General features: G+C 42.1%; 14 protein-coding genes. 1 reads left to right on the top strand and 13 read right to left on the bottom strand.

Annotated elements, in window-relative coordinates; genetic code table 11:
- Positions 1-5: 5 nt before the first annotated feature.
- From DWX43_RS24340 to DWX43_RS24285, 12 genes are all read right to left on the bottom strand, one after another.
- Positions 6-1064, bottom strand: coding sequence for a 2-hydroxyacid dehydrogenase (locus tag DWX43_RS24340; RefSeq protein ID WP_182440811.1), 1059 nt, complete (start codon positions 1062-1064; stop codon positions 6-8).
- Positions 1065-1112: 48 nt separating this feature from the next.
- A complete protein-coding gene (locus tag DWX43_RS24335; protein WP_118622450.1) occupies positions 1113-1601 on the bottom strand; it encodes a PTS sugar transporter subunit IIB in 489 nt (162 codons plus the stop codon).
- Positions 1602-1631: 30 nt separating this feature from the next.
- Positions 1632-2522, bottom strand: a complete 891-nt coding sequence (locus DWX43_RS24330) for a class II fructose-bisphosphate aldolase (protein ID WP_118622448.1) — start codon at positions 2520-2522, stop codon at positions 1632-1634.
- A 201-nt stretch (positions 2523-2723) separates the two neighbouring features.
- A complete protein-coding gene (locus tag DWX43_RS24325; protein WP_118622446.1) occupies positions 2724-3581 on the bottom strand; it encodes a class II fructose-bisphosphate aldolase in 858 nt (285 codons plus the stop codon).
- 22 nt (positions 3582-3603) lie between these two features.
- Positions 3604-4452, bottom strand: coding sequence for a phosphotriesterase-related protein (locus tag DWX43_RS24320; RefSeq protein ID WP_182440810.1), 849 nt, complete (start codon positions 4450-4452; stop codon positions 3604-3606).
- A 106-nt stretch (positions 4453-4558) separates the two neighbouring features.
- Positions 4559-5524, bottom strand: a complete 966-nt coding sequence (locus DWX43_RS24315; RefSeq protein WP_118622442.1) for an aldo/keto reductase — start codon at positions 5522-5524, stop codon at positions 4559-4561.
- Between the two features lie 161 nt (positions 5525-5685).
- Positions 5686-6399, bottom strand: a complete 714-nt coding sequence (locus DWX43_RS24310; protein WP_118622440.1) for a GntR family transcriptional regulator — start codon at positions 6397-6399, stop codon at positions 5686-5688.
- A gap of 75 nt (positions 6400-6474) precedes the next feature.
- Positions 6475-7929, bottom strand: a complete 1455-nt coding sequence (locus tag DWX43_RS24305) for a hypothetical protein (RefSeq protein WP_118622438.1) — start codon at positions 7927-7929, stop codon at positions 6475-6477.
- Between the two features lie 62 nt (positions 7930-7991).
- A complete protein-coding gene (locus DWX43_RS24300; protein WP_109733951.1) occupies positions 7992-8381 on the bottom strand; it encodes a GntR family transcriptional regulator in 390 nt (129 codons plus the stop codon).
- A gap of 239 nt (positions 8382-8620) precedes the next feature.
- Positions 8621-9172, bottom strand: a complete 552-nt coding sequence (locus DWX43_RS24295; protein ID WP_243099462.1) for a CarD family transcriptional regulator — start codon at positions 9170-9172, stop codon at positions 8621-8623.
- 124 nt (positions 9173-9296) lie between these two features.
- Positions 9297-10211 (bottom strand): sugar kinase, encoded by a 915-nt coding sequence (locus DWX43_RS24290; protein ID WP_118622436.1) that lies wholly within the window; start codon positions 10209-10211, stop codon positions 9297-9299.
- A 25-nt stretch (positions 10212-10236) separates the two neighbouring features.
- Positions 10237-11226 (bottom strand): helix-turn-helix domain-containing protein, encoded by a 990-nt coding sequence (locus DWX43_RS24285; protein WP_147356330.1) that lies wholly within the window; start codon positions 11224-11226, stop codon positions 10237-10239.
- Positions 11227-11373: 147 nt separating this feature from the next.
- Between DWX43_RS24285 and DWX43_RS24280 the strand changes: the two genes are divergently transcribed.
- Positions 11374-11634 (top strand): hypothetical protein, encoded by a 261-nt coding sequence (locus DWX43_RS24280; protein WP_118622432.1) that lies wholly within the window; start codon positions 11374-11376, stop codon positions 11632-11634.
- A gap of 73 nt (positions 11635-11707) precedes the next feature.
- Here the strand turns inward: DWX43_RS24280 and DWX43_RS24275 are convergent, their stop codons facing one another.
- A complete protein-coding gene (locus DWX43_RS24275) occupies positions 11708-13666 on the bottom strand; it encodes a hypothetical protein (RefSeq protein WP_118622430.1) in 1959 nt (652 codons plus the stop codon).
- Positions 13667-13914: the final 248 nt, after the last annotated feature.

Raw genomic sequence — 13914 nt, 5'->3', positions numbered from 1 at the left:
AACATTTATTTAATCTGACTGTGCAGAGGCCTCCCCGCCATAAATTCCGAAACATCTGACATAATAATTTCCGCAGACACCACAAACATATTTCCTGCCATCCCTGCCATATGGGGAGTCAGGATTACATTATCCAGCGTCCTCAGTACGTGATCATCTGGCAGGGGTTCAGTTTTTAATACATCAAGCGCCGCCCCTCTTATTTTCCTTGCCTTTAATGCTTCAATCAATGCATTCTCGTCGACCAGACCTCCCCTTGCCGTATTTACCAAAAACGCACTTTCCTTCATGAGAGATATCTCATGTGCCCCTATAAGATTTTTCGTCTCAGGAAGGAGTCTTGCATGGACCGTTACTGTATCTGCTTTTGACATCACTTCATCCAATGACATAATTTCCACACCCAGATCTGCCACATCTTCTTGTTTGACATAAGGGTCATATGCAATAAACTTAAATCCAAAATTTTTAAGTCTGTGAAGTACTTTCCTTCCTATGATACCGAACCCAACCATACCAATCGTCAGGTCTTTATATAATTCCGGATGAAAATAGGGCAGCAGTTCTTCTTCCATACCGGGCTTCCAGAATTTATTTACGTAAGTAATCCCCCTGTTAATATCAAGAATCAATGCAGATGTAAAATCAGCCACCGGCTCTGATACCCTTCCTGGTGCATTGCAGACCGGAACCCCTTTTTCCCTGCATGCCTCCATGTCGATATTTTCTATTCCGCTTCTCATAACAGCTACCAGTTCCAGATTTTTCGCCGCGTCAAGTAATTGTCTTCCCACAGCTGAAAAGGATACGACAATAATATTTGCATCTTCTACCGCTTTTAAAAATTCCGGCGAATGTCTTACCCATCCCGGTCCCTTTGTCTCCACTTTAAGCGCGGCCTCCCGCCATCCATCCCCCTCACAGCCCAGACCATCATCGTATACCACTTCCAGATCATAGCCGTACTTATCTGCCGTACGTTTAAACACATCATAAACTGCACCTTTGCTGAATCGTTCGTAGTTTTCCTGATGTTCTGATACAACTAACATTTTTTTTGCCATTTCCTGCTCCTCCTTGTAATGCATTTCCTTTACGTTCAATGTTAATGCCTATTTTGTCATTATCTTTAAGATCGTTTCATAACTGTTTTTTGTATCTGTAATAGTCTGGTGATTATAAACATCTACGCCATCATTATGCAGTTCTGTCAGCATTTCCATTTCTTTATCATTTAAGCAAATGGTTGCTACAACATGTCTCCTGCCCTCTTCCATCGGAACTTGTGCCACATTCAAATGGTTAAATTTGAATCCAAGCTGGTAAGCTTTATATGCATTTTCCACATTTCTAAAAATCACGATAATATTTCCGGGTCCAAACTTTGTCTCCATGTATTCCTGTACACCTTTTTCGATAGGATACGCAACGACTTTAGTCCCTTTCATGCCTGTCTGCATAATCTTTAATGACAGTTTATCTTTTGCCACCTCGTTATCAAAAATCACTATTTTTTTTGCATTCAGTGCCCTGACCCATGTAAAAGCAACCTGCCCGTGGGCCAGCCTGTAATCCACTCTGCAAAGTGCTATTTTACCCATTATGATTCCTCCCTCCTGGTATACGGTATCCTAACCGAATAAGTCACTGTTAACCGCATGAACACCTTCCGGTTTAGCCAGCCATGCTTTGCCTTCGGATCCATATACCTTCATCTTTTCTTTTAATTTTGCTTTTGATGCATCCCGGGAAACATCATATACGGAATATGCTTTATTGCCCGACAGGTCTGCTCTCTGCACAGCCTCACTGGCTGCCTGACACAATTCTCCGCATATGTTAATTTTATTTATCCCCATAGAGCACGCTTTGGCAAGGGACTCATTGTCTGTTCCTGATGACCCATGAAGTACAAGTGGAAATTGATTAACTGCTTTTTTTATTTCTGATAGTCTCTCAAAATCTAAGTATGGCACAAAACCTTCCGGATATATCCCATGCGCTGTTCCAATTGCTACTGCAAGACAGTCAACTCCTGTTAATTCAATAAATCTTACAGCATCTTCTACACTTGTCAGTGCTGCATCTCTATCCACATCGTACTGGACTGCCTGACCTACATGCCCTAACTCTGCCTCAACAGAAAGACCTATTGAATGAGCAATATCAACAACTTCTTTAACCTGCTTGACATTTTCCTCAAAGGATAACGTCGAACGATCTACCATAACAGATGTAAACCCGGCCTGAATCGCCCTGTAAATCTCCGATATGTCTCCGCCATGATCCAAATTGATTGCAATTGGTACGGTTGCATTTCGGGCCAGGTCCCTTACCAGATGTCCAAGAAAGTACATATCCTTGCACCCTTTTGCACCGATATCCAGAATCAATGGCGCCTGCAGCTCCTCCGCCGCCTCTATAAACGCCCTTGCATCTAACTCACTAAAAATGTTGGGGGCTGCTACACCATAATTTTCTCTGCTGGCACGGTCCAGAATTGCCTTCATAGTCACTAACATGTTAAAACCTCCTTTTGATTTGATACACTCACTAATCCATCTATCTTTATATTACGCAAATACTGTGCCAAGTTAGTGAGTCAAAAGATAGAATTTCCCACTGTAAACAAGAAAGAACTCCATGCAGGGAGCATCCCCTTCACATGGAGTTCTTTGTGTTTCGTTTTCTTTTTGTTATCATGACCTGCCCTTATTATTCCCTCATTTCATAGGAGGAGTCCCAAATATCTCCATCTGCTCCTCAGCGCATTCCTTGACAGTTTTGACGATTAACTGCTGCAAATCAATATAACGTGGTTTTCCATTCTTTTCTTCTATGGCATTGTACATATTCGTTATTGTCTTAAGCATCATTTCTGTGAAAAAGTTCACTTTTGTAATTCCAAGTTTAATCGCATTCTGGAAATCTTCCTCAGGCAGTCCACTCCCACCATGCATAACCAGAGGAACGTCTACCCTTCTTCTGATCTCCTTCAGTCTCTCGTAATCCAATTTGGGTCTGCCGCGGTATACTCCATGCACGGTGCCCACTGCTACAGCCAATGCATCAACGCCGGTCTCTTTTGCAAAGGTTACCGCATCATCCGGATTCGTAAAAAATTCTTCTTTTGCCACACTGCCCTCAGGATTCCCCTCCGGCGCAGCCACATGTCCGATCTCAGCTTCGACCTCTACATTACACGCATGGGCAATCTTTACAATCTCTTTTGTGATTGCTATATTTTCTTCAAACGGAAGCCTGGAGCCATCAAACATAATAGAGTTACATCCCGCATGAATGCCCTTCATGCAAATATCAAAGCTTTGTCCATGATCCAGATGATATACAATATTACCTGTAGACTTTTTTATTCGATCCAAATTAAAGTCATAAAATGATTCCATATCCTGCATATCAAAATAATAACTGGGAAGCATCATGATAAGTGGTTTGCCTGACTCTTCCGCTGCACGGGCCAGACCTTCTGTATAATTAAAATCTGCCGTATTGAAAGCTCCTACTGCATATCCCTGCTCCATTGCAGGCGTTAAAACTTTACTCAATTTTATTAATCCCATAATCCATTCCTCTTTCCATTGCCTATTTTTCAAAAATATCTTTTGGGTTTTCTACCAACAACTGCTCTACATCACGATCCGAAAAACCTGCCCCTTTCAATCTGGGAATCACAAACCGGTGAATATATCTCAGGTCAATCGTTTCATCTTCCATTTCTACTCTCGCTTTTCTGTCGTATTTATCATTATTTTCATAACAAATGTGGTCATGTGAAATGATAATCTGCCGGATATATCCCCGTTTCAGTAATTCAATCAATACGGCCATTCTATTTTCAAATGTATTGTGTTTATCCTGGCCAAATCTGTCCAGTCCGATATAACTTCCTCGCTTCAGGATTTTCTCTAAATATTCTATCTCGTTTGAATCACCGCAATGCCCAATCACAACATGTCTTAAGTCAACGCCAGCCTTTTCAAAGACATCCTGCTGCTTCAAACCACTTTCGTTGTGGGGATAAGTATGGGTAAAAAGAGGCAGCCCGCTTGCCATCTGTGCCTTTGCACAAACCCAAAGCTGTCGTTCATTATGGGGTGTAACCCCTTTTTCTGTCGTCGCACACTTAATTACTGCCGGACGAATTCCGGTTCCCCGTATTCCATCATGAATTTCTCCCATTAAATATTCAAGCATAGTTTCATCGCTTGCCCCTCTGAAAAACGGTTTATCATCTGCATAAAATCCCGTAGCACAAAAAATATGAACTCCCGAAATCTCAGAAATACGCCTCATGATGTTTACATCCCGTCCAAGCCCCCATGTACTTAAATCCCCAATCGTATGGATTCCATATTGTTGGCTGATCACCCTGAGCTTTTCACCGACTTCCCTGCAAACCGCTTCAAAATCAAGCCAGCCGGGGATCCCCATCAATCAGTTGCAACAAGATGCTCATGCAAGAGGGTACATCCTAGTTCTTTTGTGGAAATCTCACCGCAAACTGTATAAATCTTTTTCATAGTTTCTACCCTTCCATTTAATCAGCCATTATTCTATCGATTGAATCATCCAATTCTTTCATTTCTTCCTCATTCAATTTCCAGTTTAATGCTGCACAGTTTTCATCTGCCTCTGCTTCATTGCGTACTCCCATGATAGAGGAAGTCACTATTCCTTTCTGAATATTCCAATTCAATGCGATCTGTGCAAGCGGCACGTGGTGCCTATTATCAGATATGGCATCCATAACCTTTAATAATTCCATAACTTTTGAAAACTTTGGTTCTTCAAAGAAGTCATAAAATCCTAGTCTCGCATCCCCTGGTTCAAAGTTTGGCAGTTTTCTGACCGCCCCTGTCAGGATTCCTGCTCCAAGTGAACCGTAGCTCATAGTTCCAACGCCCAAATCATAATATTTCTTTAAATCTGCTTCCCTTGTTTTATTCACCATCGAATACGGGAACTGCACAACATCAAGAACCCCCAGTGAATACAACTGGCTCAGCATCGGCTCTGTAAAATTAGAGATTCCGGTATATCTTATTTTTCCTGCTGCCTTCATCTCCTTCAGCGCTTCTGCTGTTTCTTCCAAAGGTGTGTTTACATCCGGCCAATGAATCAAATAGACATCTATGAAGTCTGTCTGAAGACGTCTTAAAGAATCATCAACCTGTTTCATCAGACTTTTCTTACTGCTGTCACGAATTGCGCCTTTGCTGAAATCCTTATGTGCCTCATCGGGCCATCTGATTCCACATTTTGTGAGAAGGATAATTTCCTCTCTTTTTCCTTTTAGTGCTTTGCCGAGTACTTCCTCTGCATGCCCCATCCCATAGGTTGGCGCGCAATCTATAAAGTTGACACCATTATCAATCATTTTATGTATTGCCCTTATAGAGTCCCCGTCATTTACCTCTCCCCAGTTCTTGCCGCCAATAGCCCAGGTACCTAATGCAACTGGTGATACCTTCAAATCAGTTTTTCCTAATTGTCTGTATTCCATTACATTTCCCTTCCTTTCTTATTACATTTTTCGACTTCATTTTTCTTTATTGTATCATTTATAATACATTTGTCAAGATATACTATAAATAATTGTATTTTATATGCTACAATTTTACGCAAAAAACGTTCCATAAAGGAACGTTTTTCATTCATCAAAGCTTAATGCTCTATAATATAATCAAATTTTTCTGTTAAAAAAAAAGTTTCTGAATACTCTGCCACCAGATTATTTTCTGTCAGTGCCTTAGTCAGAATATGCACTAAAGGCTGCGGCTCATCCATCTGAAGGTACAGCATCATCTCATCATCAGGCATACAGGCGTTGATCGCTTCTCTGGTATTTAATATTTGATAACAATACTTCTGTTCCATTGTCTTTCTCAGAGAACCCTGTACAAGTTCCCACGGATTAAATTCAGGAAACATTGACTCCAACAGCCATATCTTCTGCAGTGCGAATGGTTCTCCATCCGCAAGCCTCAGGCGGTATATCATAACTACCGGATCATTCTGGCTGCAATCCAGTCCGGCCTTTACTTTATCATCGGCCTTCTGAAGTTCCATCTTCAGAATCTTAGAAGTTACTTTTATCCCTCTTGAGGTTAAAATCTCATAAACACTTTCTTTATGGCTCCAATTTTCAAAACTGCCTTCATTCACGTAATACCGTTTATTCGTTTCGTGCACTACATATCCGCTTTGTACGAGTTCCTCCAGCCCTTTCCTTACAGTCACGCGGCTGACATTATAATGCCCGACATACCAGCCTTCCGCTCGAAGCTTTTCTCCGGGCTTCAATTCTCCCTTTATGATCTGACTCCGAATCTCCTCTGCAAACTGATGGTATAGAGGTATAGGACTATTTACATTCATAGTTTCACCCCAAATTGTATTGTATATAATACAATTTTAGCATGTGTACTTTCACATTGCAAACATTTTATTAAACTACCGCGACTGCCCTTTCATTGATTCCGATTCCGCGCCATGAAGTGCATCAGATTGAACGGACAGCAGCAGCAGTTCTCTGTACCACTGCTCTGCTTCTCCTTCTTTCTGGCTGTTAATATACACCGTATAATCCGGCAGTTCAATTTTCAAAATAGGAGAATAATCTCTGAAGATATACATCCTCAGTTCGCCTGCTTCTTTCCCCTCAAATTTTCCAAGCATCTGCTTATTATCCGACATCCCGTTCGTCCTTGTGAAACTGCCTTCCGGCAGTCGGTCCACCAGTTCTATATCCTTAATCTCGTCTACATTGAAATCAATCGAATAAAATGGTGCAGATACCGTTACTTTCTCTCCCTCGACTTTTAAATACCGGGGAGTCAGGTCTATTTTTAAAAACATGGCGCACATCCATACCAGCATGACGCCAACAACTGCCACCATACCAATTGTCAATATTTTGCCTGCCGGGCGGGCCATATTCGTAGTATAGTTGGCGCTGCAGAACCGGTCCTGCACCCACAGCCTCTTATCGTTCGGATTGCTGTACCATCCGTTCTTCCAGTAAATATCGTCATCTAAAAACAATGGTTTATCATCTGTGTCCAGAATTTCTTTCTTTTTAAAACTTAGGTAATACATGCCTGCTAGCACTGCCAGTCCAACCGCGGTATGGATAGAAATATAGCATATGAGCGCCCAGCTGCCCATCCATTCCTGTTTTACCGTAAAATAAACAAACACGGCATAGGCTGTCAGGTTCGCATAATCCCCCGAAAGCCAGACCATTGAGAAAACACGTTTTTCCAACTGGTTGACCTGAAGATTTATCTTTGAGTCATTGCTGTAAACCTTATTGCGCACCCTGTTTGTCACCAAATGCATACAGAAAAACAGAAGGAACATCGATCCAAAAATAAGGATAAATATCCAGCTTGCAGAATACTTCATAAGCCTGCTGATCCCCGGGACAAAAGTAAGCGCTGTCCCGGCTGCCAGTACAGGGAGATGCCACAGGACAGAGAATGGAAGTTTAGCGCCGGACGCACTGACATTCGTATCAACCACAACGATTTTACTGCCGGATGCCCCCTGCCACCCCCGCTTCACTTTTAAATCATACATTCTTCTGTGATCCCTGAATAAGAGAAAAAAGGCTCCATAGCAAAAAACCAGCAGCCACAGGCACCACAATGTAATAAAGGCAGAGAAATAGAAAAGATTCAAAAAACATATTGCAGTAGAAATGATCACGTTCGCAGCATAAAACCATTTTGACCTCTTGTCGTGATCCTCCAGAAAGGCCACCACCTCCGGGTCCTGCATCGCATAAGCCGGAATGTGCACTCCCAGAAGCATCCCCTCACTATACTTTTTCTTCCGACCGTAGACAGCCATAAAAATAATTATGATAAATAGATCAATAAATGCAAACATGAGTGAAAATATCATCTGCCATACCTCCGCTGATTCTGTCTTATGATACTGCTTTTCTTATAATGCTCCCCTGTCTTTTATACAGTCTCCCATTCAGGACTCATGCCGGAGAATATCTTCTCGCAAAGGGCCAGAAACTCCGACTGTTCCACGCCTTTCAGCCTTGCCTCGGCACTCAGCAGTTCCAATTCTTCTTCCAGTTTTTCTCTGAATGCCCCGCTTACATCCTCTGCCGGCCGGACAGTAGCGCCGTGCCGCCGGTCTATCTCAATAAATCCCTCTGCTTTCAAAACCTGGTAGGCTTTGTTCACTGTCATAGTATTTACCCCCGCGTCAAGTGCCATCTGGCGCACAGTAGGGAGCTTTTCACCGACCTTAAGCTCACCCTTTCCGATTCCCATAACAATCTGATTCCTTAGCTGAACATAAATAGGAACCTCCCCAGCCATATTCAGTTCTATAATCAAAACATCCACCTCCTTAAAACCAGATATCCGCAGTAGTCTGCTTTATAAGATAGCTTTTATATACGTTTATCACTTTTTGTATTATTTATTATAATACAAATAATACTTTTGTCAATTCCATTTACACAAATTATCTATTATTTTACAACAAAAGAAATGGAGCCGTTCCCTGCGCATGAAAGTTTATTCATATGCACAGGAGCCCGGCTCCATTTTCCCATAAAACATCTTTGTCTTCCTTACAATATATGTTGTTCTGCTTCCTCCTGAATGAATTTCTCTACCTTGTTAACCGGTATCTCCAACGCATAAGCTAATTCACTGTATAGTGCATGCTCGATCAGCTGCCGGTACTTTTTGTCCATACTGGTGACAGATCCCCTGCTCACTGTGCGCTTATACAAGGTCTTCAATACACAAATCCACTCTTTGGGGCTGTAGTTTGAGATACATTCCTTATACTCTTTTTCCCTCAGCTTTTCATTCTGGATCCAGAGAACATCTATGGCGTCGATGTTATGAATCAGTTCCAACGCCTCATCCCGTTTCAGCGGCTTTCTGACATTTACATTGTCCTCAGCAGGGACATATGCCTTCTCTTTGGAATCATCTAATGACTGAAGGGTATAATATTTCTTCTTCCTATCCGCAAACGAAAAATTCAGGGTGCCGACATTTTCGATTTTATAAATACCCTTACACTTGTAAACAACAACTTCACCCGGTTTCATGCTGTACATCCTTCCTTTCAAAGCGTCATCCTGCTCCTGATTATAAATATATTTTATCATTTTGCAGCTTTTCCTGTAAGGATTTTTCTACCAGAAGATTAAATTTCGTCAATTTACAATATAGTTGAGTATGCATTATTTGTGCACTTTTCGTATTGGCAGGATAATTTTACACATACTCCCATCAGTTATCATTTTGAAACGACCAGTCTGCCGCACCTATCCGGGCTACCGATTTTGCACCGCATTGATTGGCATACTTTGCACATGCCTCCAATGAAAAACCTTGGTGCAGGCCATAAATAAATCCGGCTGCAAAGCTGTCTCCCGCACCTGTCGTATCCACACAAACCACATCTTTTTCAGCAGTTATCCACATTTCACACTCTTTGTTTTTCACAAAGCAGCCATCCGCACCACATTTGATTACAACATTCTGAACCCCTGCATCGAGAAGGCATTTTGCCGCCTCTTCCACCGAGCTGCTTTGCGTCACCAGCATTGCTTCTTCTTTGTTTGGCATCAGATAATCAATTAACTTAAGAGATTCCGCGATATCCGCGGCCGTCTCCCCATTTTTACATTTAGTCATATCCGCGCATACTGTCATTCCCTGAGATTTTGCCTGCCTGAAGATGGATGCCATCTCTGCATCATTTATCATCGGAAACACAAAAATACTTGCAAAACATAAGATCCCGGCATCTTCCGGGAAAGGCAGCATAATATCGCCCGGTGAAAGTTTCCTCAGGCTGCCGTGGGGATTCGTCAGAAATACGCGTTCTCCGTCTTTTTTTACGAGCACTACATTAATCCCTGTATCCATCTCTTTACGCTTACAGCGTGTATTGATTTCAATTCCCGTCTGTCTGCAGTGATTCCAGAGCATCTCCCCAGCCATATCACCGCCGATTACAGTTTCCAATCTTACGTCTACTCCAAGTTTTGAAAGAATGGTCGCCTCATTCAAGGCATCCCCGCCTACTGACATATGAATCGTCTCGGCCGGATAAGAACCCGTCTGAAAGACATCCGGCTCTGCCGGTGACACGAGTATGTCGACAATCGCCGCACCTGCTATGACTACTTTATTTTTCATTACACCGTATCTCCTGTTTCTTATTTTACTGCATAGTGTTCTTATGAATCTGCCTTTGGTACTCTTTCGGGGACATCTGATAGGTCTCTTTGAATATCCTGAAGAAATGACTGGGGCTCGCATACCCGCATGCCTCCGAGACCTCATAAACCGAAAGGGCTGTATCTGCCAGCAGCCGCAGGGCCTCCTTAAGTCTGGCCTCCTTCATAATCTCCCGGCAGTTCCTGCCCGTATGCTTTTTAATGTACCCGGTCAGATAATTTGCATTATATCCAAGCTCCGATGCCATCCTTTCCATGCTTTCATGGATGCAGTGTTCCTGAATATACTGAATGATTTTCAGCGCATTTTTATCAATTCCCGAGTAACTGTACCGCCCGCTTTTTACAAGGCTGTCAAACAAAAGAAGCAGCCACGCCTCCAGAGAAAATGTCTGGTGGAAGCCAGCCTGTGTATATTCCTCTACCATATTATTCATAAATACAGGAATCTCTCTGCTGTATCCGGTTGAGAAAAACATGTATTTCTGCTTTTCCCGATTATCATGGCGCAGAAATTCCGATATTGGGTTATTATCCATAACAAACTCTTTCAGTGTTCTGGAAAAAAGCTCTTCTTTTATGCAGATATTAATCAAAAGCGCCTTGGGGTTGATGCAGCGTATTTCCTGCAGTGCATACTGGTTAAGCAGGATCATATCGCCGGGGTTCATATAGAGTTCCACATCATCGATCACATTGAGAATCTCCCCCTGGCACACATAACTCATCTCAAAAAAGTCATGATTATGCCTCGGGAAATCTTCTGTCACTTCATGGCCTAATATATAAATATTTTCATTTTCAGGAAACCCCGACGTAAGATTCTGCAGATCATGGATAAAATAATGCTGCTCTAACTCATTATAATTATGTTTCAGCATTTCCCGGGGAAGTATCACTTGAGACTGCTCCCCCGGATTTTTCTGAATTTCTTTTACAACCGTGAGTGACTCTGTTATTTTGTTCTGCTTCATATACACCAACTCGTACCTTCCGAAGTAATCAGCAAGTTAATATCACCTGAGAAAATCACACTTTTTTCTGTGAAACCATTCTGTTTTGATTCCTCATTTTACCATATAATATTATTAGAATCAATAAAACTTCAGGAGGTGCCGGTTATGACAACTTATGCGATTCATCTGGATACAGTACAAAATTTTTCCGATTATATCTATATGCTGGAGCACTTTTCTTTTCGCGGCATGATCAGGGCCGGAAAGTGTTACATGGAACCCGGAGATTTAATTTCCTTGTTTGAATGTGCATTGGGGGATACCTTTTTACTCCAGATAAACTGCGGGGACAGAGATGAGCTGGATGCGCTTGAGGAATATCTGAAACAGACCAGGCTTCTTTTTGAGTATAGGTGCATAGCTTAAAAAGGTGCCGCAAAATCATCATCTATAAATGATGATTTTGCGGCACACTTCCATATTTTAGCAAATTGCTTTTCTATACTCTTTTCTTCTTTCTGACATAACTTATCACGGCAATGGCTCCCACTCCTGAAATCAGTAGAAGAACAACCCAGACATGCATATTACTGTAATCCCCTGTTCGTGGAGTTCCTTTTCCTGTACTAGCTGCAGGTTTGGAAGTAGTCTTGTTAGTTGTTTGAGAAACAGGCTTCTTTTCCAGTCCATTAACTGCATCCTCTATTGCTTTCGCCATAGCATCCACTTCTGACTGTTCTGTGATATTTTTTCCTCTCACAACCGCTTTTATAGCCGACTCTACCGCTGTAAAATCCTTGTATTTGGATTTGTCCAGTTTCTCTGCTTTGGCAATTGCTTCGTCTACTTTCGTATAATCCGCATCTTTATACTTCAATCCACTAATCGCATCTTCAATTGCTTTTGCCATTGCATCTACTTCCGCCTGCTGGGTAATATTCTTGCTCCGGTCAACTGCATTCACTGCCAATTCTACCGCCGTAAAATCTTTATACTCTTCTTTTTTCAATGCATTTGCTTTGCCAATTGCTTCATCTACTGCCTGATAATCAGCCGGTAAGATATCAAGTACTATATTAACTTTATGCGTATCCTGATTAAAGGTCACAGTAAATGCCTCTGTTTTAGATGCATAATTTTCGGCATTTACTGCCGCACTGTAATCTCCCGGAATAAGAAGATATGTTCCATCTGACTGAGGAGCAATTTCTGTATCCCCCTGCATGACAGTTAAATCAGCCCCTGCTGGTTCAGTATGAATCGTAACAGTTAACGGCAGCGGGGCGGGCACCGGATAGTCTGTCCCCCTGATAAAAGCATTTTCTGAAGCATTCAATGCTGCAAGAAAATCCTCCGACTGCATTTCAACAGCGACCCGTTTTTCTCCCTGATCCAATGATTGATTGTCTTTTATGAACGTATTTTCGTAACAGCCAAGACCAAAACTCCCGTTTTCCATATAATAGCAATTATCTAATGCAGGATTGTCACTTAGCTGCCCTGCCAGATTTCCATAGGTGGCTTTCATATCGACCGGCTCACCTATATTATAGCAATTCCTTATTTCAGTCCTGCTAGCATAGCCACAGACTCCTCCATAATAATACCACTCAGAACTATTGTTATCTATGATACTGCCCGTATTGACACAATTAGTTATCTGGGGATTATTATAATAGCCTGCTTGAAAATAGCTTTGACCAGCAATCCCGCCCAGATAAGTAGTTACCCCCTGCAGGCTGCTATTGTTCTGACAGCGGTCAATAATACCTGCATTAACTCCAGTAATACCACCAACTGGTGATGCGTTTCCGTCACGCAGATAAATATTACCATGATTAGTACACCCGGTCACTTCTCCATAATTTGCCCCAACAATCCCTCCCAGAGACGAAGCGTTAACTTTCGGGGCAGCATCAAAAGACATATTCACAGCACTTGTACATCCGATGATTTTACCATAATATGAATATCCTGCGATACCACCGCTATAATAGTATTGTGAAAATTCCCTGCAGATAATATCACCTGTTACATTGACATACTGAACAGTCCCCCCAATAATTCCAAACAGGCCATAGGCTCCTACTTCGTTGTAGTCTTTTGTAAAATTTGTAATACTCATATTCGCTACAGTAAATCCATTGCCGTTAAACAAACCAGAATAAAAATTATCATTATCCCGGTAACCAATCGGTACCCATTCATTTCCCGCAAGGTCAATATCTGATACAAGCCAGACTTCTCCATTCCCATTATAACTTCCCGAGTTCACCAAATAGGCAAACTGCGCAAGCTGTTGCGGCGTGGATATCGCTCCATCTGTCCACGCAGTATCCCTGTTGGATTCGTCTGACCAACTGCCCCCTCCATCTGCAAGCGCTGTTACAGACGGCACCAAAAACACTGCAGCCATCAGACATACACACACCATAAATGCTAAAATCCTCTTTTTCATGTTCTTTCTCCTTCCATTTCTTAATAATTATCTGCCTCATCTGGCAGAACCGGACATAAAAACATACACCCGGCTTGTATAATGCAAAAACGCGCCGCTCACCAGGACAAAGTCCCGGTGAACGGCGCGCTTAATGCCAATATAATAACAGCATCAGAAAAAAACAGACCCTTATTATCTGTCTGTCTGTCTGTCTGTCTGTCTGTCTGTCTGTCTGTCTGTCTGTCTGTCTGTCTGTCTGTCTGTCT

Origin of the sequence: Clostridium sp. AF19-22AC (assembly GCF_003479085.1) — a bacterium.
Taxonomy (GTDB): Bacteria; Bacillota; Clostridia; order Lachnospirales; family Lachnospiraceae; genus Faecalicatena_A; species Faecalicatena_A orotica.
Note: the sequence above shows the minus strand (reverse complement) of the source record. Positions and strands in the feature narration are given on the sequence as shown.